General features: G+C 71.3%; 27 protein-coding genes. 18 read left to right on the forward strand and 9 right to left on the reverse strand.

Annotated elements, in window-relative coordinates:
• The first annotated feature begins 3 nt into the window (after window positions 1-3).
• From Q5425_RS15980 to Q5425_RS16025, 10 genes are read left to right on the forward strand one after another with little or no spacing between them, the layout of a single operon-like run.
• Window positions 4-1209: a cytochrome P450 gene (locus Q5425_RS15980; RefSeq protein ID WP_308673006.1), complete on the forward strand. Its 1206-nt coding sequence runs from the start codon at window positions 4-6 to the stop codon at window positions 1207-1209.
• Window positions 1206-2099: a sulfotransferase domain-containing protein gene (locus Q5425_RS15985; RefSeq protein WP_308673007.1), complete on the forward strand. Its 894-nt coding sequence runs from the start codon at window positions 1206-1208 to the stop codon at window positions 2097-2099. Before Q5425_RS15980 ends, Q5425_RS15985 begins: the two co-directional genes overlap by 4 nt.
• A complete protein-coding gene (locus Q5425_RS15990; RefSeq protein ID WP_308673008.1) occupies window positions 2096-2878 on the forward strand; it encodes a class I SAM-dependent methyltransferase in 783 nt (260 codons plus the stop codon). The genes Q5425_RS15985 and Q5425_RS15990 overlap by 4 nt, the downstream gene beginning before the upstream one ends.
• Window positions 2868-5156, forward strand: a complete 2289-nt coding sequence (locus Q5425_RS15995) for a PEP/pyruvate-binding domain-containing protein (protein ID WP_308673009.1) — start codon at window positions 2868-2870, stop codon at window positions 5154-5156. The genes Q5425_RS15990 and Q5425_RS15995 overlap by 11 nt, the downstream gene beginning before the upstream one ends.
• Window positions 5153-5761 carry a gamma-glutamyl-gamma-aminobutyrate hydrolase family protein gene (locus Q5425_RS16000; RefSeq protein ID WP_308673010.1) on the forward strand — a complete coding sequence of 203 codons (609 nt, stop codon included), beginning with the start codon at window positions 5153-5155 and terminating at the stop codon, window positions 5759-5761. Before Q5425_RS15995 ends, Q5425_RS16000 begins: the two co-directional genes overlap by 4 nt.
• A complete protein-coding gene (locus tag Q5425_RS16005) occupies window positions 5749-6492 on the forward strand; it encodes a phosphocholine cytidylyltransferase family protein (protein WP_308673011.1) in 744 nt (247 codons plus the stop codon). Before Q5425_RS16000 ends, Q5425_RS16005 begins: the two co-directional genes overlap by 13 nt.
• Complete coding sequence (locus Q5425_RS16010; protein WP_308673012.1) at window positions 6489-7013, forward strand: adenylyl-sulfate kinase; 525 nt, start codon at window positions 6489-6491, stop codon at window positions 7011-7013. Before Q5425_RS16005 ends, Q5425_RS16010 begins: the two co-directional genes overlap by 4 nt.
• Window positions 7010-7837 (forward strand): PHP domain-containing protein, encoded by an 828-nt coding sequence (locus Q5425_RS16015; RefSeq protein WP_308673013.1) that lies wholly within the window; start codon window positions 7010-7012, stop codon window positions 7835-7837. Before Q5425_RS16010 ends, Q5425_RS16015 begins: the two co-directional genes overlap by 4 nt.
• A complete protein-coding gene (locus Q5425_RS16020; protein WP_308673014.1) occupies window positions 7834-8724 on the forward strand; it encodes a terpene synthase family protein in 891 nt (296 codons plus the stop codon). Before Q5425_RS16015 ends, Q5425_RS16020 begins: the two co-directional genes overlap by 4 nt.
• A gap of 5 nt (window positions 8725-8729) precedes the next feature.
• Complete coding sequence (locus Q5425_RS16025) at window positions 8730-8924, forward strand: hypothetical protein (protein WP_308673015.1); 195 nt, start codon at window positions 8730-8732, stop codon at window positions 8922-8924.
• Here Q5425_RS16025 and Q5425_RS16030 read toward each other — a convergent pair.
• Window positions 8893-9927: a Glu/Leu/Phe/Val dehydrogenase dimerization domain-containing protein gene (locus Q5425_RS16030; protein WP_308673016.1), complete on the reverse strand. Its 1035-nt coding sequence runs from the start codon at window positions 9925-9927 to the stop codon at window positions 8893-8895. The genes Q5425_RS16025 and Q5425_RS16030 overlap by 32 nt on opposite strands.
• Before the next feature lie 80 nt (window positions 9928-10007).
• Between Q5425_RS16030 and Q5425_RS16035 the strand changes: the two genes are divergently transcribed.
• From Q5425_RS16035 to Q5425_RS16045, 3 genes are all read left to right on the forward strand, one after another.
• The gene (locus Q5425_RS16035) at window positions 10008-10463 is read left to right on the forward strand and encodes an Lrp/AsnC family transcriptional regulator (protein ID WP_308673114.1); all 456 of its coding nucleotides are present in this window, start codon (window positions 10008-10010) and stop codon (window positions 10461-10463) included.
• Window positions 10464-10602: 139 nt separating this feature from the next.
• Window positions 10603-10860, forward strand: a complete 258-nt coding sequence (locus tag Q5425_RS16040; RefSeq protein ID WP_308673017.1) for a hypothetical protein — start codon at window positions 10603-10605, stop codon at window positions 10858-10860.
• 41 nt (window positions 10861-10901) lie between these two features.
• A complete protein-coding gene (locus tag Q5425_RS16045) occupies window positions 10902-11474 on the forward strand; it encodes a GNAT family N-acetyltransferase (protein ID WP_308673018.1) in 573 nt (190 codons plus the stop codon).
• Between the two features lie 67 nt (window positions 11475-11541).
• Here Q5425_RS16045 and Q5425_RS16050 read toward each other — a convergent pair whose 3' ends face one another.
• The 4 genes from Q5425_RS16050 to Q5425_RS16065 are packed head-to-tail and all read right to left on the reverse strand — an operon-like array spanning window position 11542 to window position 15635.
• Window positions 11542-12375, reverse strand: a complete 834-nt coding sequence (locus Q5425_RS16050; RefSeq protein WP_308673019.1) for a carbohydrate ABC transporter permease — start codon at window positions 12373-12375, stop codon at window positions 11542-11544.
• On the reverse strand, window positions 12372-13304 hold the full coding sequence (locus Q5425_RS16055; RefSeq protein ID WP_308673020.1) for a sugar ABC transporter permease: 933 nt from the start codon (window positions 13302-13304) through the stop codon (window positions 12372-12374). Before Q5425_RS16055 ends, Q5425_RS16050 begins: the two co-directional genes overlap by 4 nt.
• Window positions 13304-14644: a sugar ABC transporter substrate-binding protein gene (locus Q5425_RS16060; protein ID WP_308673021.1), complete on the reverse strand. Its 1341-nt coding sequence runs from the start codon at window positions 14642-14644 to the stop codon at window positions 13304-13306. The genes Q5425_RS16055 and Q5425_RS16060 overlap by 1 nt, the downstream gene beginning before the upstream one ends.
• Entirely contained in the window at window positions 14631-15635 is a 1005-nt protein-coding gene (locus Q5425_RS16065; protein ID WP_308673022.1) for a zinc-dependent alcohol dehydrogenase family protein, read from the reverse strand. Before Q5425_RS16065 ends, Q5425_RS16060 begins: the two co-directional genes overlap by 14 nt.
• Window positions 15636-15762: 127 nt before the next feature.
• Between Q5425_RS16065 and Q5425_RS16070 the strand changes: the two genes are divergently transcribed.
• Window positions 15763-16752 carry a sugar-binding domain-containing protein gene (locus Q5425_RS16070; protein ID WP_308673023.1) on the forward strand — a complete coding sequence of 330 codons (990 nt, stop codon included), beginning with the start codon at window positions 15763-15765 and terminating at the stop codon, window positions 16750-16752.
• Between the two features lie 154 nt (window positions 16753-16906).
• Complete coding sequence (locus Q5425_RS16075) at window positions 16907-17593, forward strand: hypothetical protein (RefSeq protein ID WP_308673024.1); 687 nt, start codon at window positions 16907-16909, stop codon at window positions 17591-17593.
• Here Q5425_RS16075 and Q5425_RS16080 read toward each other — a convergent pair.
• Entirely contained in the window at window positions 17481-17807 is a 327-nt protein-coding gene (locus tag Q5425_RS16080; protein WP_308673025.1) for a helix-turn-helix domain-containing protein, read from the reverse strand. The two genes, Q5425_RS16075 and Q5425_RS16080, sit on opposite strands and share 113 nt — an antisense overlap.
• A 69-nt stretch (window positions 17808-17876) precedes the next feature.
• Here Q5425_RS16080 and Q5425_RS16085 point away from each other — a divergent pair, with 69 nt between their 5' ends.
• Complete coding sequence (locus tag Q5425_RS16085) at window positions 17877-18458, forward strand: NAD(P)-binding domain-containing protein (RefSeq protein ID WP_308673026.1); 582 nt, start codon at window positions 17877-17879, stop codon at window positions 18456-18458.
• A 20-nt stretch (window positions 18459-18478) separates the two neighbouring features.
• On the opposite strand, the gene Q5425_RS16090 is transcribed toward Q5425_RS16085, so the two are convergent.
• A complete protein-coding gene (locus Q5425_RS16090; protein WP_308673027.1) occupies window positions 18479-20983 on the reverse strand; it encodes a DUF3516 domain-containing protein in 2505 nt (834 codons plus the stop codon).
• A gap of 151 nt (window positions 20984-21134) precedes the next feature.
• On the opposite strand from Q5425_RS16090, the gene Q5425_RS16095 reads away from it, so the two are divergent.
• Window positions 21135-22400: a primosomal protein gene (locus Q5425_RS16095; RefSeq protein ID WP_308673028.1), complete on the forward strand. Its 1266-nt coding sequence runs from the start codon at window positions 21135-21137 to the stop codon at window positions 22398-22400.
• 187 nt (window positions 22401-22587) lie between these two features.
• Here the strand turns inward: Q5425_RS16095 and Q5425_RS16100 are convergent, their stop codons facing one another.
• Together Q5425_RS16100 and Q5425_RS16105 are read right to left on the reverse strand one after the other, a co-directional pair.
• Window positions 22588-23796 carry an MFS transporter gene (locus tag Q5425_RS16100; RefSeq protein ID WP_308673115.1) on the reverse strand — a complete coding sequence of 403 codons (1209 nt, stop codon included), beginning with the start codon at window positions 23794-23796 and terminating at the stop codon, window positions 22588-22590.
• 101 nt (window positions 23797-23897) lie between these two features.
• Complete coding sequence (locus Q5425_RS16105; protein ID WP_308673029.1) at window positions 23898-24992, reverse strand: adenosine deaminase; 1095 nt, start codon at window positions 24990-24992, stop codon at window positions 23898-23900.
• A 212-nt stretch (window positions 24993-25204) separates the two neighbouring features.
• Between Q5425_RS16105 and Q5425_RS16110 the strand changes: the two genes are divergently transcribed.
• Window positions 25205-26329, forward strand: a complete 1125-nt coding sequence (locus Q5425_RS16110; protein ID WP_308673030.1) for a PA containing protein — start codon at window positions 25205-25207, stop codon at window positions 26327-26329.
• Window positions 26330-26347: the final 18 nt, after the last annotated feature.

Below are 26347 nucleotides of genomic sequence, written 5' to 3' on the forward strand. Positions count from 1 at the left end.
GCGATGACCACCGAGGACCTCGCCCCGGCGATCACGCTGGACGACGCCTACGTCGACGACCTGTTCGGGGTCTCGGCGCGGCTGCGGGCCGCGGGCCCGGTGCACCGGATCGTCACCGCCGAAGGGGAAACCGCCTGGCTGGTGACGCGCTACGCCGACGTCCGGGCGGCGCTGGCCGACCCCGCGCTGTCGCTGGACAACACGAACGCCCGGTCCGGGTACCGCGGGTCCTCGCTGCCCCCGGCCCTGGCCCGGCACCTGCTCAACACCGACCCCCCGGACCACGCCCGGCTGCGCCGGCTCGTCGGCCAGGCCTTCACCGCCCGCCGGATCGACGGGCTCGCGGACGGGGTCCGGGCCACCGCCGACGCGCTGCTCGACCGGCTCGCCGGCCGGGCGGAGGCGGACCTGGTCGCCGACTACGCCGCGCCGCTGCCGATGGCCGTCATCTGCGACCTGCTCGGCGTGCCCGCGGCCGATCAGGACGAGTTCCGCGCCTGGACGCACACCCTGGTCGATTCGGCGCCGGACCGCGGGCGGCAGCTGCGGGCCGCGGTGGCCGGCATCGACGGTTACACCCGCGACCTGATCGGGCGCAAGCGCGCGGACCCCGGCGACGACCTCCTCTCGGCCCTGATCGAGGCCCGCGACGTCGGCGACCGGCTGTCCGAGGACGAGCTGACGTCGTTCACGTTCGTCCTCTTCGCGGCCGGTTACGAGACGTCCATGGGGCTGATCTCCGTGGGGCTGCTCGAAGTCCTGCGCCGTCCGGGCCTGCGCGCGGCCCGGCGCGCCGATCCGGCCGGGCTCGTCGAGGAACTGCTGCGGTTCTGCGTCCCCGCCGCGCTGGCCACCCGGCGGTTCGCGCTCGAACCGGTCGAGATCGGCGGCGTGCGCATCCCGCCCGGCGAACTGGTGCTGCTCTCGCTGGCGTCGGCCAACCGGGACCCGGACCGGTTCGACAACGCCGACGACCTCGTGCCGTCCCGCGCCGGGCACGGCCACCTCGCCTTCGGACACGGCGTCCACCACTGCCTGGGCGCTCCCCTGGCCCGGCTCGAGGCGCGCATCGCGATCGAGCGGCTGCTGGACCGCTTCCCCGGGCTCGGCCTGGCCGACCCCGCCGCGCCGCCGGAGTGGCGGCCGTCCACCCGCACGCACGGGCTCCGCCGGCTGCCCGTCACCTTGGAGAAGGAGCCAGCATCGTGACCGAGGCAGCCCGCGGCGACGTCGCGGAACAGACACAGGCGTTGTCCGACCGGTACCAGCGCAACGCGGCCCTGCTCGGCGCGGGCGACATCGTGGTCGCCACCGTGCCGGGCTCGGGCTCGTCCCTGTTCGGCACGCTGATCCTCGAACTGGGTTTCCAGCACCTCGACCAGTACTTCAACATCCTGCACGAGGACGGTTCGATCGGCACGGACCCCGCGTTCGCGGCGATCCGCGCCCGGATGTCCGGGTACGCCGCCCTCGACAGCGGCGAAAAGGCGGGCCCGGACGACCGGCGGGCCCGGTTCTACCGCTGCCAGGTCCCGCCGGCCGGCTTCGACCTCGGCGCGCTGCACGGCGCGGTCGTCCTGGTCCGCGACCCGCGCGACGCCGTGCACTCGCTCTACCAGTTCCTCGGCAAGTACGCCGCCCGCCAGGGACTCGCCGCTCCCGGCACGTTCGCGGAGTTCCTGGCGAGCACCGGGTTCAACGGCTCCCCGCCGGTGCGCGCGTGGACCGACGTCTACGCCGGCTGGCTCGCGGCGCGGCCGGAGCTGAAGCGGTTCGCGGTCGTGCACTTCGCCGACCTCAAGCAGCGGCCGGTCGAGGCCGTCACCGAACTGCTCGCGACGCTGGAGCTCGACGTGGCACCGGCGGTGGTCGAACGGGCCGTCGAGCGCAGCTCGTTCGAGTCGATGCGCGCCCACGAGGAGCGGGCCGTCACGAAACTGTCCGAAAAGGACGCTCCAGACCTGCGCATGATGCGGCGCGGCAAGGTCGACGAGTGGCAGGAGTGGTTCACGCCGGAACTGGCGCCGTTTTTCGCCGATCCCGAGTTGCGCGCGGTCGCCGCCGAACTCGGCTACCGCTGGGAAGGAACCGATCGATGACTCAGGTCGAGTACGGATACGCCGACTACACCGAGTACGCCGCGACGTACGAACAGCGGCCCGACTACGCGCCCCGCGCCATCGAGGCCGCCTTGCGCACGACGGGCGTCGTGCCGGGCGACCCCGCCTGCGACATCGGCTCGGGTTCGGCCCACCTGGCGCTTCCCCTGCTGGAGTACGGCCTCCGCGTCGACGCCGTGGAGCCGACGGCCGCGATGCGCGAGATCGGGCAGCGCCGCACCGCCGGGTTCGGCACCGTCGCCTGGTTCGACGGGCTGGGCGAGCGCACCGGGCGGCCGGGCGACGCCTACGAGCTGGTGACGTTCGGCAGCTCGTTCGACCGGACCGACCAGCCGGCCGCGCTGCGCGAGACGGCGCGGCTGCTGCGGCCCGGCGGGCACTTCCTGTGCTGCTGGAACCACCGCGACTTCGACGACCCGCTGCAAGGGGCGATCGAAGACCTGATCGCGAGCCGGATCCCCGGGTTCCGGCACGGCCTGCGGCGCGTCGATCCCACGAAGGTCATCGTGGCGAGCGGCCTGTTCACCGAGCCCGTGCACATCGCGAGCACCGTGGTGCACGAAGTCGACAGCGCGGCGTGGAGCGCGGCCTGGCGGTCGCACAAGACGCTCGGCGACCAGGCGGGCGAACACTTCGAGGAGATCCTCGACGGCATCGCCGCGCTGGTCGGCGAACACGCCGGCGACCGCGTCCGCGTCCCGTACACGACGCGGATGTGGGTCGCGAAGCTGCGGGAGGGCACCGGGGATGCGCGGTGACCCGATCCCCCTCGGCACCAAGGCCCGCACGCTGGCGCGGCTGACCGGGCGGATCCGCACGGCCGAGGTGCTCCCGCTCGACTTCGTCGACCACGCCACCTGGCAGGCCTCGCGCCGGGACACCCTGCGCCGGCTGTACGCCCACCCGTGGGCGGGCGGCGCGCTGATCGTCCGCAGCAGCGCGCTGGGTGAGGACTCGGCGACCGCGTCCGGGGCCGGCCAGTACCTGACGCTCACCCGGGTGCACGGCGCGCACGCCCTCGAAGTGGCGGTGGAGAAGGTGTTCGCCTCCTACGGCGAACCGCGGCCCGGCGACGAGGTGCTGATCCAGCCGGAACTGCTCGACGTCGTCCGGTCCGGGGTCGCGTGCACGCACGAAACGACCAGCGGGGCACCGTACACGGTGATCAGCTGGAGCGAGGAAGCCGACACCGACGTCGTGACCGGCGGCCGCGAAGGAGACCTGCGGACCTGGTACGGCGCCGCCTACTCCGGTGCCACGGGCCCCGGGCCGGTGCCGGACGTGCTGGCGCTGCTGGCGGAACTGCGCGCGCTCACCGGGCACCGGCGGCTCGACGTCGAGTTCGCCGTCGCCACCGGCGGGCGCCTGGTCCTGCTCCAGGTGCGCCCGCTCGCCTGCGTGTCCGACGAAGTCCCGGAGCCGGCGCACGACGCGCTGCTGACCCGCGTCGAGCACGCGGTCGAGGCGGCGACGGCGGCCCCCGGGGACGGGCTCGGCACCCGGACCGCGTACGGGATCATGCCGGACTGGAACCCGGCGGAGATGATCGGCCTGCGGCCCCGGCCGCTCGCGCTTTCGCTGTACCGCCGCCTGATCACCGACACCGTGTGGGCCGGGGCGCGGCACCGCTACGGCTACCGCGACCTGCGCGGCACCCCGCTGCTGGCGAGTTTCTGCGGACTGCCCTACGTGGACGTCCGGGCGAGCGTCAGTTCCCTGATCCCGCGCGAACTGCCGGACGGCCTCGCCACGCGGCTCACCGAGGCGTGGGTGGCGCGGCTGCTGGACCGGCCGGAGCTGCACGACAAGCTCGAGTCGCGCATCGTGATCTCGTCACTGGGGCTGCGCGAGCCGGGCCGGCTCGCCGGGCTGCGCGAGCTCGGCGCCGGGGACGTCCGGCTCCTGGAATCGGTGCTGCGGCGGCACACCGACCAGCTCCTCAACAGTCCGTTGTGGATTGAAGACCTGAACCGCGTCGGCCGGCTGCGGTCCCGCTCCGGCGGGCAGCCGGGACTGCTCGCCCGCCTCGGCCACTGCGCGGAGTACGGCACCCTGCCGTTCGCCGGGCTGGCGCGGGCGGCGTTCGTCGGGAACGAGCTGCTCGACGACCTCGTCGCCGAAGGGGTCTTCACCGAGGACGAGAAGGCGCGGTTCATCGGGGGCCTCGGCCTGGTGACCGGCGAGCTCAACCGGGACTTCGCCGCGCTCAGCCCCGAAGCCTTCCTCGCCCGCTACGGGCACCTGCGGCCGGGCACCTACGACATCCGCTCGCTGCGCTACGACGAGGATCCGGCGCACTACTTCGACTGGTCGGCCCGGCGGGCCGAGGAGCCGCCGCCGGCGTTCGCCCCGTCAGCCGCCCAGCTCGGCCGGATCGGCGCACTGCTGGAGCGGGCCGGCCTGACCGCCGGGCCGCAGCGGCTGCTGGACTTCATCGGCAGCGGCATCCGGGGCCGGGAGCTGGCGAAGTTCGAATTCAGCCGGGTGCTGTCCGACGTGCTGCGCGACCTGCGCCTGCTGGGCGAGCGGCACGGCTTTTCCGCGTGCGACCTGTCCTTCGCCGAGATCGGCGTGCTCGGCGAGCTGACCGGGGACCGCGGCCACGATCGCGCGGTGCTGGCCGCGGCGATCGAGCGCGGCAGGCACGAGTTCGAGGTGACCCGCCGCGTCACGCTGCCGCCGTTGCTGGCGGGGCCGGAGGAGGTCCGCAGTTTCACGCTCTCGTCGGTGCAGCCGACCTACGTCACCCAGGCCCGGGTCCGCGCGAAGGTCGCCGACGTCGACGCGGGCGTGCGGCCGGACGGCGCGATCGCCCTCGTCAGCAGCGCCGACCCGGGGTACGACTGGCTCTTCGCGCGCGGCATCGCCGGGCTCGTCACGGCCTACGGCGGGGTCAACTCGCACATGGCGATCCGGGCGATCGAGCTCGGCGTGCCCGCCGTCATCGGCGTCGGGGAGCAGGTGTTCCGGCAGTGGTCCGCGGCCACGGCACTGGACCTGGACGCGGCCAACCGGCACGTGGCGGTGATCCCGTGACTCCGGTCGCCGTCGGGATCACCCAGCGGAGCCTGCCGCCGACGGAGTTCGGCGAGCGCCGCTACGGGCTGGACAGCCGGTGGTTCCGCTTCCTCGCCGCGTGCGGCCTGGTCCCGGTGCCGCTGCCGAACCTCGCCGGCGTCGCCGTCCACACCGCCGAGGCGCTGGACCTGCGCGGCCTGATCCTCACCGGCGGAGACGACCTCGCGCGCTACGGCGGTCCGACACCGGAACGCGACGAAGCCGAGCTCGCCCTGCTCGGCTGGGCGCGCGCCGCCCGGCGGCCGGTACTGGGCGTCTGCCGCGGCGCCCAGCTGCTGCTGGACGCGCACGGTTCGGCGCTCGAGCCGGTCGACGGGCACGTCGCCGCCCGGCACGTGCTCTCCAGCGGCCGCTCGGTCAACAGCTACCACCGGTACGCGGCCTTGTCCGCACCGTCCCCGCTCCGGGTCACCGCGACCTGCGGCGGTGTGGTGGAGGCCTTCGACCACGAGCACGCGGCGATCACCGGCATCATGTGGCACCCCGAGCGGGAGGAACCGGCGGCGCCGGAGGACATCCGGCTGGTGCGGGAGCTGTTCGGAGGCCCGCCATGCGCGCGGTGATCCTGGCCGCCGGCCGCGGCAAACGGCTCGGCCCCTACACCGCAGACCGGCCCAAATGCCTCGTGGAACTGGCCGGCCGAAGCCTCCTCGACCGGCAACTGGCCGCTCTCCGGGCAGGCGGAGCCACCGACGTCGCCGTCGTCGCGGGCTGGCACGCCGAGCTGTTCGACCGCACCGGGCTCACCGTGTTCCGCAACGAGCGCTGGGCCGAGACGACCCAGGTGGAGTCCCTGCTGGCCGCGGACCCGTGGCTGCGCGCGGGTCCGGTCGTGGTGAGCTACGGCGACATCGTCTACTCGGCGGCGACCGTCCGGGAGCTGGCCGGCTGCCCGCACGACCTCGCCATCGCCTACGACCCCGGCTGGGCGGCCGTCTGGGCCCGCCGGTTCGCCGATCCGCTGGACGACGCCGAGACCTTCCGGCTCGGCGACGGCGGGCTGCTGGCCGAGATCGGCGGCCGCCCGGAGTCGGCCGAGGAGGTCGAGGGCCAGTACGTCGGGCTCCTCAAGTTCACCCCCGAGACGTGGGCGCCGCTGCGCGAAGCCGTGCTGACCGAGGTCGCCGTGCACGGCGCCGACCTGACCGGGTTGCTCCGGTACCTGCTGCGCGAGCGCGGCACGGCGATCGGGACCGCGCCCGTGCGCGGCCCGTGGTGGGAGTTCGACCAGCCGTCCGACGTCGAAGCCGGGCTCGGCGTGCTCGCCGAGCTGGACCAGCGGGAGCGGGCATGACCGAATCCGGTGTCGTCTGGCTGACCGGGTTGTCCGGGGCGGGCAAGAGCACGGTCGCCGAGCTGCTCGACGCGCGGTGGCGCGCCGAAGGCCTGGCGCCGGTGCGGCTCGACGGCGACGAACTGCGGGCGATGCTGCCCGTCCGGACCGGCTACACCCGGGAGGACCGGCTCCGGCTCGCGCGGTTCTACGCCCGGCTGGCCGCCGGCTTCGCCGCGCGGGGCCACCTGGTGATCTGTGCGACCATTTCGCTGTTCCACGAGGTCCACGCGTGGAACCGGGCGCACGTGCCCGGCTACTTCGAGGTCTGGCTGCGGGTGCCGGTGCCCGAGCTGCGCACGCGGGCGGGGCGCGCGGCGCTCTACCGCGGCGCCGACGAGGTCGTCGGCGCCGGGATCGAGCCCGAGCTGCCGCGGCGGCCGGACCTCGTGATCGACAACCGCCCGCCGGTGACCGCCGCGCGAGCGGCCGAGCTGGTCCACGCCGCCTGGCGGCAGCGGAACCGGAGGGAAGCCGCATGACGATCGACCTGCACACGCACAGCACCGCCTCGGACGGGACGACCCCGCCCGCGGAGATCCCGCTGCTGGCCGCCAAGGCCGGGCTGGACGTGGTCGCGCTCACCGACCACGACACGTTCGCCGGGCTGGCCGAAGCCGGCCGCGCCGCGGCGGACGCCGGGATCGAACTGGTGCCCGGGGTCGAGATCTCCTGCCGGCTCGACGACGCCGAGGTGCACCTGCTCGGCTACTTCGTCGACCCCGCCGACGGACCGCTGGCGGCCGAGCTGGAGCTGATCCGCACCGACCGCACCCGCCGCGCGGTCCGGATGGTCGAGCGCTGCCGGGAACTGGGTGCCCCGATCACCCTCGACGAGGTCCGCGCGATCGCCGCCGGCGCGCCGCTCGGGCGCCCGCACGTCGCGGCGGCGCTGGTCGCGGCCGGGGTCGTCGCCGACGCCCGCGCGGCGTTCACCGACGACTGGCTCGGTGACGGCGGCCGCGCCGACGTCCCGAAGCACGTCCTGCCCACGGCGGAGGCGATCGCGCTGGTCCGCGGGGCCGGGGGTGCGGCGGTGCTGGCCCACCCGCGGTCGGAGAAGCGCCGCGCCGAGGTGTCCGACCCGCAGCTGGCCGCGCTGGCCGGGGCGGGCCTCGCCGGGATCGAAGCGGGCCACCCGGAACAACCGGCGGAGGTCGCGCAGCGGCTGTGGGCCGTGGCCGCCGGGCTGGGCCTGCTCACCACCGGGTCGAGCGACTTCCACGGCGACCGCAAACCGGTCCGCCTCGGGGACTTCACGACGCCGCCGGACGTGCTGGCGGCCCTGCGGGAGAGGACGCGATGACCGCCGCCGCGCTCGACCTCTCGGGCGCGCCGTCGCCGGAACGCTACGCCACGCTCTGCGCCCGGTTCCTGCGCACGCACGGCGACCTCAGGACGTGGGCCGCGGGCTACGGCGACCTGCTGCCCGACTCGCTGCTCGAGCCGCTCTGCCTGATGCACGTCTTCCACGCGCCCTGGCAGAGCGCCGCGGAGCTCCGGCTGCACAACCGGATGGCCGCGTGGCTCTTCGCGCTGGACAACCACGCCGAAGAGGCGGCGACCCAGGCCGACCTGGACGCGCTGACCGACCGCTGCCGCCGGGTGCTCGACGGCGGCGAACCCGATCCCGCCGACGCCTTCGGCCGCTGCCTGAAGGACATCCGCGCCGAGCTGCGCACCCTGCCCCTGTGGCCGGCGCTCGGGGCGCGGTGGCGGGAGCTGCTCCTGGACACCCTCGCGGCCATGCGCGGCGAACGGCTGCTCCGGCACCGCATGGACACCGGCGGCGGCGCGCCGACGGTCGAGGAGTACATCGCCAACTGCGACAACGCCGAGGTCCGGATCGCCTACTTCACCTACTGGCTCTCGATGGACGGGACCGCCCTGCTCGACCACCCCGGCGTCCTGATGCCCGCGCTGTGGGAGGCCCAGGTGGCGACGCGGTGGGCGAACGACTACCGGAGCGCCCACCGCAAAACCGGCGAGCCCACCGCGCTCAACGCCCGGCTGCTCGGGATCGAACCGGCGGAGAGCCTCCGGCGGGCCCACGCGGCGGCCGAGCGGTGCCACCGGCTCCTGGAGCCGCTGCTGGCGGCCTCGGTGCCGGAAGCGGTCGTGCTCGACCGGATGGCCCGCGCGGTGGTCGGGTTCTACGGCACCAGCGACTACCGCCCCGAGGGCCGCATCTGACGGCCGTGTCCGCCTCGGCGGGTGCACCACCTCGCCGAGACCTGGTCGCGGCGCTCGACTTCTCCAAGCCGGGGACACCGGCGACGCGCCAGGTGTACGCGGCCACCCCGGACGCCACCGCGGACGGCGGCGTCCGGTACGTCAAGCCGCTGTTCGAAGCGCCCGAGGCTAAGGAGTACGTGGCCCCGCACCAGAAGTGAGCCTGCGCCCGGCCAGCGCGGCCGCCTCGTGCAGCGGGGTGGTCGCGTTGGCCTCGGCCGCGGCGAGGAGGGTGCGCACGGTGTCCTCGATCGTCTCGACGCGGGCGAGGGCGGCCTCGTGGTCCAGGCCCTCGGCTTCCCTCGAAAGGGTGTAGAGGATGCCGCCGGCGCTCGCCACGTAGTCCGGGATCCACCGCACTCCGCGGGCGGCGAGGAGGTCGGCGACGCTGTCGTCGGTGAGCTGGTTGTTGGCCGGGCCGACGACCAGCGGCGTGTCGAGCCGGGCCACCGTCTCGGGGCCGAGCACACCGCCGACGGCCGCGGGGATCACCACGTCGGCGGTGAGGGTGAGGGCCTTCTCCGGCTCGACCCAGGTCAGGCCCTGCTGCTCGGCGCCGGCCCGCTTGGCCGGGTCGATGTCGGAGACGACGACGTCGGCTCCGCCGGTGTGCAGGCTCGCCGCGAGGTGCGCGCCCACCGAGCCGTAGCCGTGGATCACCACCCGGCGTCCGGTCATGTCCGCCGAGCCCGCCGCCGCCCGGAGCGCCGCCAGCACCCCGATGGCGGTCGGGCCGCTGGAGGAACCGGTCCCGCCCGCGGACTCGGGCGTGCAGAACGCGTACGGCGAGGCTTCGCGGAGCACCAGCATGTCGGCCGGGCCGGTGCCCACGTCCGGGCCCGCCCGGTAGCGGCCGCCGAACTCGGCGACCAGGTCGGCGTGGTCGAGCAGGACGGCCCGGCGCTCCTCGGGCGAGAGCACGCGGCCCGGCTCGGGGGCGATGACGCTCTTGCCGCCGCCGAACGCCAGCCCGGCGACGGCGCACTTCGCCGTCATGGCGGCCGACAGGCGGAGGACGTCCCCCACGGCTTCTTCGAGCGTGGCGTAGGGCTTGAAGCGGCAGCCGCCGACGGCGGGGCCGAGAGCGGTCGAGTGGATCGCGACCATCGTGGTGATGCCGGATCGACGGCCCCGGCGGGCTACAAGCTGCTCATGTGCGGTCATGAGGGCCGAAGTTAGAGTGATGATCGGCAGGCCGGATTGGCTGCCGAACGAAATTCGGTACGGACCGGGAGGGTGCGGTGCTGGACGAACTTGATTCGGCGATCGTGCGGTTGCTGCAGGAAGACGCCCGCCAGACCAACCGGGACATCGCCCGCAAGGTCGGCATCGCGCCGTCGACGTGCCTCGAACGCATCCGGCTGCTGCGCGAACGCGGTGTCATCCGCGGCTACCACGCCGACATCGACCTGCCGAGCCTCAACCGCGGCGTCCGGGCGCTCGTCACGGCGCAGGTGCGGCCGCTGAGCCGCGCGGTGATCGATTCCTTCCAGCGGTCGATCGCCGAACTCCCGGAGGTGCTCTCGGTGTACGTCACGGCGGGAAACGACGATTTCCTGATCGAAGTGACCACCCCGGACATCGACGCGTTGCACGCATTCCTGACCGACCGGCTGGCGTTGCGCCGGGAGATCGTCGGGTTCCGGACGTCGATCGTTTTCCGGCACCTGCGGAAGACGACGCTTGAACCGCTCCCGTAGGGGTATCCGGGGGTACCCCGGAACGGCACGACACGCCGACCCCTACGTGGACCCCTGAAATACCCGGGTTCGCACGCTCGGAGGCGGAAACTGTCGGTGGCGGGGCGTCTAATGAGCACGACGGGAAGGAGGCGCCGCCATGATCACCACATTGAACCATCGTGAGCGGGCCACGTTGAGAGCCGTGGCCGGGGGTCACGCCGAGATCAGCTGCAGTTGCGAGCCCGACCTCTTCATCGACGGCCTGAGCTGCTGCGACCAGTCCACCGTGCACCGGCTCGCCCGGCTCGGCCTGATCGCACCGGCCCGCTCCGGCAAGTGCGGCGAGCGCGTGCCCGCCCTGCTCACCGAGGCCGGCTCGCAGGCGCTGGGCGAGGTCCTCGCCATCGCCGCGTAAAAGACGTTGCTCACCACTGGGGTCACTGCCAGCATCACCCGATGCACGTATTCCTCGAAACCGAGCGGTTGATCCTCCGCCGGTTCACCGAGAACGACGCCGACGCGCTCTTCGAGCTCTACGACGACCCGGCCGTGATGAAGTACCTCAATGGGGGACAGCCGGCGGACCGCGCCGAGATCGTCGCTTTGGATCTCCCCGCGTTCCTCGGTTACTACGAGCGTTTCCCCGGTTACGGGTTCTGGGCGGCGATCGAAAAGAGCACCGGCGACTTCCTGGGTTGGTTCCATTTCCGCCCGAAGCCGGAAGATCCGCCGGACGAGCCCGAACTCGGCTACCGGCTGCACCGGAAGGCCTGGGGCAAGGGCTACGGCACCGAAGGCTCGGCGGCCCTGCTCGCGCAGGGTTTCACCGAACTGGGGGTCACCCGGGTGACCGCGTTCTCCATGACGGTGAACACGCGCTCGCGCCGCGTGATGGAAAAACTGGGGATGAAATTCGTCCGCACGTACTTCGAGGAGTTCCCGGAACACGAGCGCGCCCCGGGTAGCGAGCACGGCGAGGTCGAGTACGCCATCACCCGCGACGAGTGGTCTGCCGCGGCCGGGTCGTGAGTGGTAAGGCGGGTTAGAACCCGCCTTACCACTCACGACAGCCAGCCACCTGCCCAGCGGAAGACGCTTACTTGACCGCGCCCATCGACAGGCCGCGGACCAGGTGGTTCTGCGCGATCCAGCCGACGATCATCACCGGCAGCGAGGCCAGCAGCGCGGCGGCGGACAGCTGCGCCCAGTACAGGCCCTCGCTGGTGATGAACCCGACGAGGAACACCGGGACCGTGCCGGCGCGGGCCGCGGTCAGGTTGACCGCGTAGAAGAACTCCGTCCAGGAGAAGATCACGCAGATCAGCGCGGTCGCCGCGATCCCGGGCGCGACCACCGGCATGATGATCTTGCGCAGCAGCGTCGGCAGGTTCGCGCCGTCGATCCGGCCCGCTTCGATCATCTCGTGCGGCACCTCGAGGAAGAACGACCGCATCATCCAGATGGCCAGCGGCAGGTTCATCGACGTGTACAGGATGACCAGCGCCCACACCGTGTCGAGCAGCTCGGTGTTCTGCGAGATGATGTACAGCGGGATGATCGCCGCCACGATCGGCAGCATCTTCGTCGAGAGGAAGAACCCGAGCGCGTTCGACGTGCCCTTGACCGGCGCCAGCGACAGCGCGTAGGCGGCGGGGATGCCGAAGAGCAGCACCAGCAGCGTCGAGACGATCGTGACGAACGCCGAGTTCGACAGGTACGGCAGGAACCCGCCGCCCAGGACGTTGCCGAGCTGCTCGAACGTCGGGGTGAACAGCAGCTTCGGCGGGTCGGTGTAGGCGTCCGCCTCCTGCTTGAACGCCGTGAGGATCATCCACAGCAGCGGGAAGACGAACAGGATCGCGATGATCCAGGTCGCGACGGTCAGCGCACCCTTGCCATAAGCTCGCTTGCGGGGAGCAACGGTCGTCATTTGATTCCTCCGCTCACGGAAAACGTGCGGAACATCAAGCGCAGCGCGAAGGTCGCGACGATCATCGTCAGGATCACGACGATCACGCCCATCGCCGAGGACTGGCCGACGTCGAAGCCTTCGAACGCGCGCTGGTAGATGTAGTACGGCAGGTTGGTGCTCGCCGTGCCCGGCCCGCCCTGGGTCATCAGGAAGATCGCGTCGAAGCTGTTCACGATGTAGATCGCGCCCAGCAGCGTGGCCAGCTGCAGGAAGCGGGCCAGGTGCGGCAGCGTGATGGAGACGAACGTCCGCCACCGGCCCGCACCGTCCACATTGGCCGCTTCGAGGACGTCCTTGGCCTGGCTCTGCAGGCCGGCGAGGATGAGCAGCATCATGAACGGCGTCCACTGCCAGACGATCTGCGCCATCACCGCGGCCAGCGGGAACTCCGAAAGCCAGTCGACGTCGGTGCCGAAGACGAAGTGCAGCAGCCCGTAGGTCGGGTCGAACACCGTCGTCTTCCACAGCAGTGCGCCGGCCGCCGGCAGGATCAGGAACGGCGTGATCAGCAGCGTCCGGACGACGCCGCGGCCGAGGAACTTGCGGTCGAGCAGGATCGCCAGGCCGAGGCCGAGCAGCAGCGCGACGAACACGCACACCACCGTCAGCACGACCGTGTTGAGCAGCGCGACCAGGAACGTCGTGTCGCTGAAGACGTCGACGTAGTTCTGCAGGCCGACGAAGTGCCGCGAGCCGGGCCGGACCAGGTTCCACGACTGGAACGAGTAGAACACGGTGAGCAGGAACGGCAGCTGCGTCACCGCGATGACGAAGATCAGCGCGGGCAGCAGCGGCAGCCGCCGCTTGGCCGCGGTGCTCAGGCCGCGTTTCTCCTCGACCTTCGCCTGCGAGGTGGACTTCGGCGTGGATACGGAGAGTGTGGACATCACTGCACCGCCTTGTACGAATCGCCCACGGTTTGCGCGTAGTCCTGGGACTGCTTCAACGCGTCTTCGACGGATTCACGGCCGGCGATCGCCGCCGACAGCTGCTGGCTCACCCGGGTGCCCAGGTCCTGGAACTCGGGGATGCCGACGAACTGGATGCCGGGGTAGGGCACCGGGCTCGCCATCACCTTCTGCTGGTTCGCGTCCGCGATGCCGTCCAGCGTGGGCTTCGCGTAGGCCTTCGCCGCGTCGGCGTACTCGGGGATCGCGTACGTCGACTGCCGCACGCCCGGCGGGACGCGGTTCCAGCCGTAGGTCTGGCCGACCTTCTGCACGTACGCCTTGTCGGTCATCCAGGCCATGAACTTCCAGGCCGCGTCCTTGTCCTTGGCCACCTTCGGGATGCCGAGGGCCCAGGTGTAGAGCCAGCCGCTGGCCTGGGTCTTGACGACCGGCGCGGGCGCGTAGCCGGACTTGCCGACGATCTTGCTGCTGGAGGGGTCTTCGTTGGTGCCCGCCATGACCGTGGCGTCGTACCACATCGCCGCGTTGCCTTGGGTGTAGCGCGTGCCGCACTCGGAGAACCCGGCGCTGGAGGCCCCGACTTCACCGTGCTCGCGGATCAGGTTGACGTAGAAGTTCGCGGCTTGCGTGAACTCCGGCGACGTCAGCTTGGCGTTCCAGTCCTGGTCGAACCACTGGGCGCCGAATGTGTTGGCCACGGTCGTGAACGGCGCGAGGCTCTCGCCCCAGCCGGGCTTGCCGCGCAGGCAGATCCCGGCGACACCGGCGGCCTTGTCGTCGAGCTTCGCGGCGAAGCCGGCGATCTGCGGCCAGGTCGGTTTGGCCGGCATGGTGATCCCGGCCTTGTCGAAGAGGTCCTTGCGGTAGGCCAGGAACGACGACTCGCCGTAGAACGGCACCGCGTACATCTGGTTCTGGTACGACAGCGACTGCTTGATGCTGGGGATGAAGTCGCCTTCGTCGTAGCCCGGGGTCGCGGCCATGTGCGGTTCGAGGTTCTCGAGCCAGCCGTTGGCCGCCCACTGCGGGGCCTCGTAGTTGCTGATCATGACGACGTCGAACTCGCCGCCCTCGGTGGCGGTCGACGCGGTGATCTTGGCGCGGGCCTGGTTTTCCGGCAGGGACACGAACTTCAGCCCGATGCCGGTGGCCTTCTCGAACTCCGGCGCGAGCGCGATCGCGTCCTTCATCTGCGGGTTGGACACGATCGCGATGACGAGCGTGCTGCTGCCGGTGCCGAGCGAGCCGGCACCCGCGCAGCCCGTGGCCAGCAGCGACGTCGCCGCGAAGAGGGTGAGGAGCTTACGCACGGCCACCTCCGGGGAGGACCTGCACCTTGAGGCCCGAGCCGCTGCGCATCTTGGCCAGCGCCTCGGGGTACTGCTCCAGCGGCAGGGTGTCGGTGAGCAGCGCATCGGTGTCGATCGCGCCGCTCGCGACGAGGTCGAGGGCGGCGCCGAAGCTGTGCAGCACGGCCATCGAGCCGACGACGGTGATCTCGTCGTTGTAAATGCGGAACGGCGAAAGCGCGACGCGGGCTTCGGCCGGGGCGACGCCGAAGACGAGCAGCCGTCCCCCGCGGCGGATCGAGTCGAAGGCGGCTTCGATGGCGGGCGCGGCGCCGGTGCAGTCGACGGCGACGTCGAACTTCTCGCCGTTCAGGTCGCCGACGTCCTTCGCGGTGGCGACGGCGCCGAGGGTCGTCGCCCGGGGCAGCCGGGCTTCGTTGCGGTCGACCACCGTGACCTGCGCGCCCGAGCGCTGCAGCAGCTGCTGCATGATCAGGCCCATGGTGCCGGCACCGACGACGAGGAAGCGCTCGCCGGCTTCGACACCGACGCGGCGGACGCCGTGCACGGCGCAGGAGACCGGCTCGACCAGCGCGCCCTGCTCCCAGGTCATCGAGTCGGGCATCCGGTAGCAGGTGGACGACGGAACGGCGACGTACTCGGCGAAAGCGCCGTTGACGGTGTCGCCGGTGGCGCCCCAGTTCGCGCAGAGGTTGCCGTGGCCGGCGCGGCACGGGCCGCAGTAGCCGCAGAACAGCGACGGGTCGACGGCCACGCGGTCGCCGATCTTCCACTCGCCCGGCACGTCGGCGCCGAGCTCGACGATTTCCCCGGCGAACTCGTGCCCGGGGACGATGGGGTACGGCGTGGGCGGGAAGTGCCCGTCCGCGATGTGCAGGTCGGTGCCGCAGATGCCGCACGCTCCGACCTTGACGACGACCTGACGTTCCCCGGGTTTCGGATCGGGCACCTCGCCGACCCTGATCTCACCGGGCCGGTCGACGATGGCGGCACGCATGCCTGCCCCTTCCTCGCGCTCAAACGAGCAACGTTGACCTATGGCGTCGAGAACATGTGAAGGCATTACAGGTCTGACGTCGGTATCTCGTCAACCTTTCGGGTGGATTTCGCGCTATTATGCTCATATGAGCGCCACTAAGAAGCAGGCTTCGTTGACTGAAGCCCTGCTGCTCGCCACCGTCGCCCGGCGCTTCTACGTGCAGGGACGGTCCAAACTGGAGATCGCCGACGAGTTCGGGGTCAGCCGGTTCAAAGTGGCGCGAATGCTCGACACCGCCATGGAGTCCGGCCTGGTCAGGGTGGAGTTCTCGCTGCCGGCGCCGGTGGACCTGGCGTTGTCGGACGAGGTGCGCTCGGCGTACGGCCTGAAGCGGGCGCTGGTGCTCGAACGCTCAACCGAGCGCGAGCCGAAGGAGGTCGTCCGAGCGAAGATCGGCGCGCTGGCGGCCCGGTTGCTCGAGGACATCGCCGTCCCCTCGGACGTCATCGGGCTGTCGTGGGCGCGGTCGGTGAACGCGATGGCGGAGGCGATCCGGTCGCTGCCGCGCTGCCCGATCGTCCAGCTCTGCGGGGTGCAGGCCGGGATGGACATGCGCGGCCGCTCGGTCGAGACGGTCAGCCGCGTGACGTCGGTGTCCGGCGGCGACGCGTACCCGATCTTCGGCCCGCTGGTGCTGCCCGACCGCCGGACGACGGAGACGCTGCGGCGGCAGCCGGGGATCGCGGAGACGTTCGGCCAGTTCCGGCTGCTGACCAAGGCCGTGGTCAGCATCGGCGCGTGGCAGCCGGGCGAATCGACGGTGTACGACGCCCTGGACGAGACCGAGCGAGCGGCGATCGCGGCCCGTGGCGCGACGGCGGAGGTCGCGGCCCGGCTCTTCGACGCGTCCGGCAACGCTCTCTCCACCGGCTTGGCCCACCACGTGCTGGCGATCAGCCACGAGGAGCTGACGGCGGTCCCGGAGGTGATCGCCCTGGGCTACAGCAAGCCGAAAGCGGCGGCGGTGGACGCGGTCCTCCGTTCCGGCATGGTCTCGACCCTGATCACCGACGCCGCCGCAGCAGTCCCGCTCCTGGCCCTGGCCGCGAAAAACCCCGTCGTGAGTGGTAAGTAGGGTTCTAACCCGCGTTACCACTCACGACCACCTGGGGAGTACGGCCGGTGCGGTGGTGTACTCCGGTGGGAGTAGGCGAGCGCGTCTCGGGTCCGGGGCGAAACCCGGGTCGCGCCCGATGTGCCCGCGCCGACGCTCGGCGAGCCTGGTTCCCGTGACTACCAAGACTTCTCCGCGCTGGCGCCAGGCCGTCGTCTGGCTGCACGTCGTGTCCTCGGTCGCCTGGATGAGCCAGGCCCTCGCCCTCGTGGTGCTGATGTCGCTCGCGGCGACGCGCCCCGCCCAGGCCGGCGCCGCGACTTCGATGGCCGCCCGGCTCGACTCCGTCCTGCTGGCGCCGATGGCGAACGTCTCCGCGTTCACCGGCCTGCTGCTCGCCGGCGCGACGGCGTGGGGCTACTTCCGGCACTGGTGGGTGCTGACCAAGTTCGTCCTGACGCTCGCCCAGCTCTACGCCGGGATCTTCCTGCTCTCCCCCGCGCTGCACGCCGCCGTCGCGTCCGGAGTCGTGCCCTGGCTGCAGATCGCCGGGACCTCGCTGATGGTGACCGCCCTGGCCTTCCAGGCGTGGCTCTCGGTCGCGAAGCCGGGGAAGAAGACGTCGTGGTCTCCGGCCGCAAAGCCGCCGACCGCACCGACCTGGGTGTTCGTGGCGGCAATCGGCGCGCCGGCCGTCGACGTCGCCGCCGGGATCACCCTCGGCTATCCGCTGCCGGCCTTGGAGCTGGTCATGCTGATCGTTCTGCTCGGGTTTGAGCGGCGACGACGTCGTCGCCGTGCTCAGCGGCCCAGCGCCCGAACCCCTCGATCGGCTCCAGCAGCGTCAACCCCAACGGCGTAAGCGCGTACGCGCCTTCGCGCCGCTCGACGAGACCGTCGGACTCCAGGCGCCGCACGGTTTCCGTGAGCACCTTCGCGCTGATGCCGCCGATGGTGCGCCGCAGGTCGACGTGCCGCTGCGGGCCGTCGCGCAACGCCCACAGCACAACCGGGTTCCACGTGTTGGCGACCAGGTCGAAGGCGAGCCGCGTCCGGCAATCCGCGAGGAAGTCCATGGTTACCGTTCGGTTCCTTCCCGGGTTCCTACCGTCGTGCCGGTAGCAAGCCAAGCACAAGGAGGACGCATGCGGATCGGCATTTTCGGGACCGGCGGGATGGCGGACGCGCTCGGCACGCAGTGGGCGCGGGCGGGCCACGACCTGGTGGTGAGCGGCCGGTCGGACCCGGCCGCCTTGGCCGGGCGGCTCGGCGCCGCCACCGGCACCTGGCGTGAGACGGCCGCCTTCGCCGACGTGCTGCTCCTCGCCATCCCCGCCGGAGCGATCGGCGACGTGCTCGCGGCAGCGGGCCCGCTGCCCGGGAAGGTGCTGGTGGACTGCACCAACGACCCCGGCCTGACCGGCACCCCGGTGGCGTCGCGGATCGTCACGGACGCCCACGTGGTGAAGGCGTTCAACCTGGCCCACGTCGACGTCTGGCGGATGACCCCGCCGGTGTTCGACGGCCGTCCCCTGTCGGTCCCCCTGTGCGGCGACGACCCGGCGGCGCTCGAGGCGGTGAGCACGCTGGTCCGGGACGTCGGCGCCAAGCCGGTGCGCGCGGGCGGCCTGGACCGCGCGGCCCTGCTGGAGGCCACGGCGGCGTTCGCCATCGGGCTGTGGTTCGCCGGCGAAGACGCCCAGGCGATCCTGACCCCGGTGAGCTGAGCCTCGGAGCCGGGCGCGGCTCAGTGCGCGCCCACCTCGGTCACCCGGACGACCGCCATCCCGGCCTCGTCCGACGCGGCCAGGTCGACCTCGGCGCTGATGCCCCAGTCGTGGTCGCCCGCCGGGTCGTCGAAGATCTGCCGCACCTTCCAGACGGCCGGCTGCTGCTCGATCAGCAGCAGCTGCGGGCCGCGCGCGTCCGGGCCGGTGCCGAGCGAGTCGTACTCCTCGAAGTAGTCCTCGATGGCGTCTTCCCACGCGTCGGCGTCCCACCCGGACTCCGCGTCCAGCTCGCCGAGCACGTTCCACGCCCGCCGCGCGAACAGCTCGACCCGGCGGAACAGCTCGTTGCGGACCAGGACGCGGAACGCGCGCTCGTTGCGCGTGACGGCCGGCGGCAGCTCCGGCGGCCGGTGCGACACCGGGCCTTCTTCCGACGGGTGGCGCAGCGCCTCCCACTCGTCCAAGAGACTCGAGTCGACCTGGCGGACGAGCTCGCCGAGCCACTCGATGAGGTCCTGCAGCGACTCGGTCTTCGCCTCGTCCGGGACCGTGTGGCGCAACGAGTCGTAGACGTCCGTGAGGTAGCGCAGCACCAGCCCTTCCGAGCGGGCGAGCTGGTAGAAGCCGATGTACTCGACGAAGTTCATCGCGCGCTCGTACATGTCCCGCACGACCGACTTCGGCGACAGCTCGTGGTCGGCGACCCACGGGTGGCCCTGCCGGTAGCTGTGGAACGCGCCCTGCAGCAGCTCTTCGAGCGGCTTCGGGTAGCTGACGTTCTCGAGCAGCTCCATGCGCTCGTCGTACTCGATGCCTTCGGCCTTCATCGCCTGCACGGCCTCGCCGCGGGCCTTGAACTGCTGCTGCGAGAGCACCGGCCGCGGGTTGTCCACTGTGGATTCCACAACGGACACGACGTCGAGCGCGTAGCTCGGCGACTCGAGGTCGAACAGCTCGATCGCGGCCAGGGCGAACGGCGAAAGCGGCTGGTTGAGGGCGAAGTCGAACTGCAGGTCGACGGTGAGCCGGATGATCCGGCCCTGCTCGTCCGGTTCGGGCAGCCGTTCGACGACGCCGGCGGCGAGCAGCGCGCGGTAGATCGCGATGGCGCGCAGGATGAGCTTGCGCTGCGACGGCCGGTCCTCGTGGTTGTCCTCGAGCAGGTGCCGCATCGATTCGAAGGCGTTGCCCGGCCGCGAGATCACGTTCAGCAGCATCGAGTGCGTGACCTTGAAGCTGGACGTCAGCGGCTCGGGGTCGGCCGCGATGAGCCGGTCGAACGTGCTCTCCGTCCAGTTGACGAACCCCTCGGGGGCCTTCTTCCGGACGATCTTCTTTTTCTTCTTCGGGTCGTCGCCCGCCTTCTCGAGGGCCTTGGCGTTCTCGACGACGTGGTCGGGGGCCTGGACGACGACGTAACCGTCGGTGTCGTAGCCCGCGCGCCCGGCCCGGCCGGCGATCTGGTGGAACTCCCGCGCCTTGAGGTGGCGCTGGCGGACGCCGTCGTACTTCGTGAGCGCGGAGAAGACGACCGTCCGGATCGGCACGTTGATGCCGACGCCGAGGGTGTCGGTCCCGCAGATCACCTTGAGCAGCCCGGACTGGGCCAGGGTCTCGACCAGCCGCCGGTACTTCGGCAGCATCCCGGCGTGGTGGACGCCGATGCCGTGGCGGACCAGCCGCGAGAGCGTCTTGCCGAAGCCGGCGGAGAACCGGAAGTCGCCGATCAGCTCGGCGATGGCCTCCTTCTCGGCCTTGGTCGTGACGTTGATGCTCATCAGCGTCTGCGCGCGTTCGATGGCCGCGGCCTGCGAGAAGTGCACGACGTAGACCGGCGCCTGGCCGCCGTTGAGCAGCTCGGACATGGTCTCGTGCAGCGGCGTGAGCGCGTACCGGAAGGTCAGCGGCACCGGGCGCTGCGCCGACGTGACGACGGCGGTCGGCTTGCCGGTGCGGCGGGTGAGGTCCTTTTCGAAGAAGGACACGTCGCCCAGGGTCGCCGACATGAGGACGAACTGGGCCTTGGGCAGCTCGAGGATCGGCACCTGCCAGGCCCAGCCGCGGTCGGGCTCGGAGTAGAAGTGGAACTCGTCGGCCACGACCTGCCCGACGGGGGCCTCGGCACCGAACCGCAACGCGATGTTCGCCAGGATCTCGGCCGTGCAGCAGATGATCGGCGCGTCCGGGTTGACGCTGGAGTCGCCGGTCATCATCCCGACGTTCTCGGCGCCGAAGATGTCGATGAGCTGGAAGAACTTCTCCGAGACGAGGGCCTTGATGGGCGCGGTGTAGTAGCTGCGGCGGCCTTGGGCGAGCGCGGTGAAGTGCGCGCCGACGGCGACGAGGCTCTTCCCGGAGCCGGTCGGCGTCGAGAGGATGACGTTCGATCCGGAGACGACCTCCATCACCGCCTCCTCCTGCGCCGGGTACAGCTCGATGCCCCGTTCGGCCGTCCAGGTGGTGAAGGCTTCGAAGAGGGCGTCAGCGTCGGGATCCGCAGGCAGGAGGTCTGTGAGAGTCATCAGACGTCCATCGTGCCATCCGCTCGTCGCAAAGTCGGCAGGGGCGATCGCATCGCGAGTGCGAAACCCGTAGGCTTCGCGGTACCGCGCGTCGACTGGGTGATACTTACAGTCCCGCGCGCACACGGGCGGTACTCCGGAGGGCTTAGGAATGGCACAGGACATCATCCCGATCGAACTCGGCCTGCCGCAGGGCGACGTCGTCACCCTGTGGGCGCCGCGCTGGCGGGAAGACGGCGAGGAGTGGGAAGCGTTCCTCGGCGACGAGGACGACCTGTACGCCTTCCCCGACGCCGCTCACCTGGCCGCCTTCGTCCGCACGTCCGAGCGGCACGACCTGCTCGACCACCCGGCCTGGGACGCGGTGCCGTCGCTGAACGTGCCCGAGCTGATCCCGGACGAGGACCACACGTACGACCTCGTCGGCGTGCCGGAGCTCGTCGCCGAGGAGCCGGACGTCTGGCACATCGCCGAGCTGGCGGAGATCGTCGGCATCGTGCGGTCGCTCGCCGACGTCTGCGACCTCGAAGAGGTCCACGAGATCCTCGACTCGACCGAGGGCTTCTCGCTGCTCGACCAGGGCACGCTGCCGTTCACCGGCAGCGTCGGCGTGCAGGTGTGGAACGACCTGTCCGAGACGGTGTCGCAGAAGTGGGACAGCGTGCTCGACGCGATCGACGGCCTGGTGACCCAGCCGGAGGTCGACGAGAAGGTGCTGGAGCAGACCGCCGAGGAGCTGGCGGCGTTCCACGAGGAGTCCGCCGAGGCCGAGGCCGGCACCGAGGGCGAAGAGGACCTCGAAGCACTGGACGTCGATTCTTCGGACGACGAGCCGGATGCGGTCGAGGAGGAGGGCCCGGTCGGCTTCTGGGCCGAGGTCGGCATCGACCCGATCAAGATCATCACGTCCGGCGCGGAGTACTACACGCTGCGCTGCTACCTCGACGACGCGCCGGTGTTCCTGGGCAGCGAGGGCGAGATCGACGTGTTCACGTCCACGGGCGCGCTCGCCCGGGCCCTCGCCGACGGCAAGGACCTGGCCGACACGGATCTGGCCGACGTGTCCACGTGGGACGAGGTACTGGCGAAGGCGACGGCGGGCGAACTCGAAATCGAGGTCGACCCGGAGAACACGTACGTGCTGACGGGCCTGGACGCGGACATCGCGGAGGGCCCGGAGGCGATCGACCCGACGCAGCTGGAACTGGCGGTCGAGCTGATCACGGACGCGGCGGAGTGGGCGGGCGACGACTCGGCCGAGACGGCACTGGCGGGCAACGAAAGCCTGGGCTGGCTGGTGTCGTTCGTGCTGCGCCCGGACCCCACGCGCCTCGAGCCGTCGGCCCCGTTCGACGCCGAGCAGGGCGCTTGGCGCAAGCTGGTGGAGACGTTCGAGAACCGCCTGACGGTGGCTTGAGTTTCCGGTTGGCCGAAGGCCGCCTCCCGTGGTTGGGGAGGCGGCCTTCGTCGTGGGCGGGGTAACGCGCCCGGAGCCATCCACAGCCTGGCCGGGATGTGGACAACCGGGCCCGCGGCCGGCGTCGGCGGCCGGTTTCCGTCGTAGGCGGCCGATACGCTGGAGACGGGGGGCGCCCCGCGGGCCCTCAGTCGTGTTCGCGCTCCGCGCGGGTCGGGACCACCGCCACCGCCAGCGCCGGGAAGATCGCCGCCACGCAGAACGCGAGCGCGTACCTGCTGTCGCCGATCACCAAGCCCAGTAGCGGCGGGGTCAGCGAGGCCGCGATGTTCTGGCCCGTGTTCTGCGTGCCCATCGCGCGCCCCGACCACGCCAAGCCCGCCAGCTCGGCCGACGCCGTGAAACCCAGGCCGTTGTCCGCCACCGTGATCACCCCCGCCAAGGCGAGCGCCAGCAGGACCAGCCAGGGCCACGAAGCGTCGCCCAACGCCACCAGCAGCATCACCGAGCAGCTGGCAAAAGCGAGCTGCCGCATCGGGCGCAGGCGGCTGCCGACCCGGTCGGACCACCAGCCCGACCCCAGCCGCCCGGCGGCGCCGAGCACCTGGACCGCCGCCAGGTACCAGCCCGCCGACAGCGGGCTCCAGTGCTGCACCGCCACCAGGTACACCGGTGCGAACGCCGACACCGCGAACTGCGGCACCACCAGCAGCGCGCTCGCCCCGTGCACCCGCCACAGCGCCGAATGCCGGTACGGCGACGGCGGCTTCACCCCCGAAGCCGATCGAGGCGGCCGCGGCGGGTCCGTCACCAGCCACGCCACCAGCAGCGCCACGACGATCGCGAGCGCCGCCGGCAGCAGGATCGCCGCGCGGAAGCCGAAGTGGGCGGTCAGCGGCGGCAGCCCCAGCGCGGCGACACCGACGCCGAGCGGCTGGGCCGTCTGGCGGATCCCCATCGCCACGCCCCGCTCGGACTTCGCGAACCAGCCCATCACGACGCGGCCGCTCGCCGCGTTCACCGAGGCCGTGCAGGCGCCGGCCGCCAAGAACACCCCAAAGAGGAGCCCGACCGGGTGATTTCCTGCCCCCGCGTACACCAGGAGTAACCCTGAGGCGCCCAGACCCAGCGCCATGATGAGGCGTTCTCCGTAACGGTCCGCAGCCGCGCCCCACACGATCAGGGTGAACAGCAGCCCGATGCTCGGCGCCGCGACGACCGTGCCCGCCTCGGCCAGCGTCAGCCCCTCCGCCGCGCGCATGGCCGGGACCAGGAACGGGATGCCGTAAAGGAAGGAGCAGCTCGCGGTCTGCGCGGCGAGGCCGAGCGCGAGGATGAGCCACCGCCGTGAACTGGCCTGCACCTGCTCACCCGCACCGCCCGCGACCTGCGCCATCTTCGCCACCGTCTCAAATTATGAGAAATACTTCCTACATGTTGAACAATAGTTGGCATGGCTAAGGACCGCAAGCAAGTTGCGGTCCTCAGCGGGGAAGGTCAGGCCAGTGCGGCGTACCCGGGCTTGATCACGTCGTCGATCAGCGCGAGCCGGGCGTCGAAATCGATGAACGCGGATTTCATCGCGTTGATGGTGAACCAGCGGAAGTCGTCGATACCATAGCCGAACGTCTCGTGCAGCGCAGCGAATTCGCTGGTCATCGTGCATCCGCTCATCAGCCGGTTGTCCGTGTTCACGGTCACCCGGAAGCGCAGCTTGGCGAGCAGGCCGATGGGGTGCTCGGCGATCGAGCGGACCGTGCCTGTTTGGACGTTCGACGTCGGGCAGATCTCCAGGGGGATGCGGCGGTCGCGGACGTACGCGGCCAACCGTCCAAGGTGGACCGTGCCGTCCGCGTCGGTCTTGATGTCCTCGACGATGCGCACGCCGTGCCCGAGCCGCTCGGCGCCGCAGTGCTGAATCGCTTCCCAAATGGACGGTAAACCGAAGGCTTCGCCCGCGTGAATGGTGAAATGCGCATTGTTGAGACGCAGGTATTCGAACGCGTCGAGATTGCGGGTCGGCGGGAATCCGTCTTCCGGCCCGGCGATGTCGAACCCGGCGACGCCGGCGTCGCGGTAGCGGACGGCCAGGTTCGCGATCTCGAGCGCCCGGGCGTGCTGGCGCATCGCGCAGAGCAACGTCGCGACGCGGATGGTGCCGCCGTTCGCGGCCACCCGCCGGGTGCCCTCCGTGAACCCCGCTTGAACGGCCTCGACCACCGCATCGAGTGACAGACCGCGTTCGACGAACAACTCCGGTGCGTAGCGCACCTCGGCGTAGACGACGCCGTCGGCGGCCAGGTCCTCCACCGCCTCCGCGGCGACCCTGACCAGCGCTTCCTCCGTCTGCATCACCCCGCAGGTGTGCGCGAAGGTCTCGAGGTAGGAAACGAGCGAGCCGGAGTCGGCCGCCCGGCGGAACCAGCTGCCCAGCTCGGCCGGGTCGGTGGTGGGCAGACCGGCATAACCGGTGGCGTCGGCGAGCTCGGCGACGGTCGCCGGGCGCAGGCCGCCGTCGAGGTGGTCGTGCAGCAGCACCTTGGGTGCGCGGCGGAGTGTCTCGGTGGGCAGAACAGGGCTTTCGTCAGGCATCCCCCAACGGTAACCTTGTTGTCATTCCCCTACATGGCCGTAACTCTCAGGTTCGGGTTCACCCTCAGCGTCGACGATCAGGTGACGAATCGGCCATCCGGGGGCGGCCTCCGCAATAGGCACTTCACGGGGGCCATACGCACAGCAATTTCGCAATCGATAAGCTTCGTGGCACGTCCCTCCATTTCCCCGCCGACGAAGGACACACAGCAGTGACCACTGACAACCACATTGCCGCCCCGTCCTTCGACCGGATGCGCAACATGCTGGTGCGCGCGGCCGAAGTGCGTGAGAGCGAGCAGCAGCAGATCTTCGACGCGCTCGACGACATCTACGCCCGCCTCGCGCCGGTGGACTCGCTGGGCGCGGTCCGCAAGCGGCTGTCCGAGATGCCCGACCGCACCGAGGTCGGCGTCCTGGCCGAGCGCCTCGACGAGACGATGTCCCGCCTCGAGGCGCAGGACACCGCGATCGCCGCGCTGACCCGCGCGGTCGAGAGCATCGTCGACAAGCTCGCCAAGCCCTTCGCGCAGCTCGACGGCCGTCTCGACGGCGTCGCCGCGCGCTTCGAAGGCGTCGCCGGCCGGATGGACGGGCTCGAGGACAAGCTCCAGAACATCCACCGCCGGATCGACGAGCTGGGCGGGCACCTCGACAAGCAGGACACGAAGATCGAGGCGCTGCCGCAGTCGGTCACCGGCCCGGTCCGCGAGCGGATCGAGCAGGCCGAGGCGTCGCTGCGCGACCGCGTCGACCACACCGACCACGAGCTGCGGGGCAAGGTCGACGAGCTGAGCCGCGTCACGCAGGAGCGCGTCGGCGAGCTGGGCCGCACCACGCACGAGCGGATCGACGCCAACACCGAGGCGCTCAAGGTCGCGCTGACCGAGACCGGCGAGATGATCGACGCGTCCGACCGGCTGGAGAACCTGGGCAACCGGCTCGAAACGGTCACCACCCGCCTGGACGACCTGGCCTCCCGCCTCGACAAGGTGGAGGACGGCTTCCTGTCCGGCATCGGCGACCTCGACGGCGCGCTCAAGGCCGGGCTGTCGAAGGTCGAAGGCACGCTGTCGAAGCAGCCGGACACCGACTCGGTCGACTCGCTGGTCCGCCGGAGCAACGACGAGAGCGTCCGCCGCATCGGCGGCCAGCTCGACGAGGCGATGGCGACGTTCGCGGAACTGATGCTCGGCGGCGGACCGGCGGTCCAGCAGATCGCCCCGCCCCCGCCGGCCCCGCGCCAGCCGCGTCGCAGCTCCCGCAACGGCCGCGCCCCCAAGCCGGCCGACACCAAGGCCAAGCCGAGCGAAGACTCGGAAGAAGCCACGGAGTAACCCCAGCCCCGCAAGAAG

This window comes from Amycolatopsis sp. A133 (assembly GCF_031082405.1).
In the GTDB taxonomy this organism is placed as follows: Bacteria; Actinomycetota; Actinomycetes; order Mycobacteriales; family Pseudonocardiaceae; genus Amycolatopsis.

What these genes read in the sequence shown, in the direction of transcription:
- Q5425_RS16105 (WP_308673029.1), bottom strand. Translation starts at nt 24,992, where the DNA reads ATGCCTGACGAAAGCCCTGTTCTGCCCACCGAGACACTCCGCCGCGCA.
- Q5425_RS16030 (WP_308673016.1), bottom strand. Translation starts at nt 9,927, where the DNA reads ATGACCGCACATGAGCAGCTTGTAGCCCGCCGGGGCCGTCGATCCGGC.
- Q5425_RS16085 (WP_308673026.1), top strand. Translation starts at nt 17,877, where the DNA reads ATGCGGATCGGCATTTTCGGGACCGGCGGGATGGCGGACGCGCTCGGC.
- Q5425_RS16045 (WP_308673018.1), top strand. Translation starts at nt 10,902, where the DNA reads ATGCACGTATTCCTCGAAACCGAGCGGTTGATCCTCCGCCGGTTCACC.
- Q5425_RS16065 (WP_308673022.1), bottom strand. Translation starts at nt 15,635, where the DNA reads ATGCGTGCCGCCATCGTCGACCGGCCCGGTGAGATCAGGGTCGGCGAG.
- Q5425_RS16055 (WP_308673020.1), bottom strand. Translation starts at nt 13,304, where the DNA reads ATGTCCACACTCTCCGTATCCACGCCGAAGTCCACCTCGCAGGCGAAG.
- Q5425_RS15980 (WP_308673006.1), top strand. Translation starts at nt 4, where the DNA reads ATGACCACCGAGGACCTCGCCCCGGCGATCACGCTGGACGACGCCTAC.
- Q5425_RS16090 (WP_308673027.1), bottom strand. Translation starts at nt 20,983, where the DNA reads ATGACTCTCACAGACCTCCTGCCTGCGGATCCCGACGCTGACGCCCTC.
- Q5425_RS16040 (WP_308673017.1), top strand. Translation starts at nt 10,603, where the DNA reads ATGATCACCACATTGAACCATCGTGAGCGGGCCACGTTGAGAGCCGTG.
- Q5425_RS16070 (WP_308673023.1), top strand. Translation starts at nt 15,763, where the DNA reads ATGAGCGCCACTAAGAAGCAGGCTTCGTTGACTGAAGCCCTGCTGCTC.
- Q5425_RS16080 (WP_308673025.1), bottom strand. Translation starts at nt 17,807, where the DNA reads ATGGACTTCCTCGCGGATTGCCGGACGCGGCTCGCCTTCGACCTGGTC.
- Q5425_RS15995 (WP_308673009.1), top strand. Translation starts at nt 2,868, where the DNA reads ATGCGCGGTGACCCGATCCCCCTCGGCACCAAGGCCCGCACGCTGGCG.
- Q5425_RS16005 (WP_308673011.1), top strand. Translation starts at nt 5,749, where the DNA reads ATGCGCGCGGTGATCCTGGCCGCCGGCCGCGGCAAACGGCTCGGCCCC.
- Q5425_RS16095 (WP_308673028.1), top strand. Translation starts at nt 21,135, where the DNA reads ATGGCACAGGACATCATCCCGATCGAACTCGGCCTGCCGCAGGGCGAC.
- Q5425_RS15990 (WP_308673008.1), top strand. Translation starts at nt 2,096, where the DNA reads ATGACTCAGGTCGAGTACGGATACGCCGACTACACCGAGTACGCCGCG.
- Q5425_RS16100 (WP_308673115.1), bottom strand. Translation starts at nt 23,796, where the DNA reads ATGGCGCAGGTCGCGGGCGGTGCGGGTGAGCAGGTGCAGGCCAGTTCA.
- Q5425_RS16015 (WP_308673013.1), top strand. Translation starts at nt 7,010, where the DNA reads ATGACGATCGACCTGCACACGCACAGCACCGCCTCGGACGGGACGACC.
- Q5425_RS16020 (WP_308673014.1), top strand. Translation starts at nt 7,834, where the DNA reads ATGACCGCCGCCGCGCTCGACCTCTCGGGCGCGCCGTCGCCGGAACGC.
- Q5425_RS16050 (WP_308673019.1), bottom strand. Translation starts at nt 12,375, where the DNA reads ATGACGACCGTTGCTCCCCGCAAGCGAGCTTATGGCAAGGGTGCGCTG.
- Q5425_RS16010 (WP_308673012.1), top strand. Translation starts at nt 6,489, where the DNA reads ATGACCGAATCCGGTGTCGTCTGGCTGACCGGGTTGTCCGGGGCGGGC.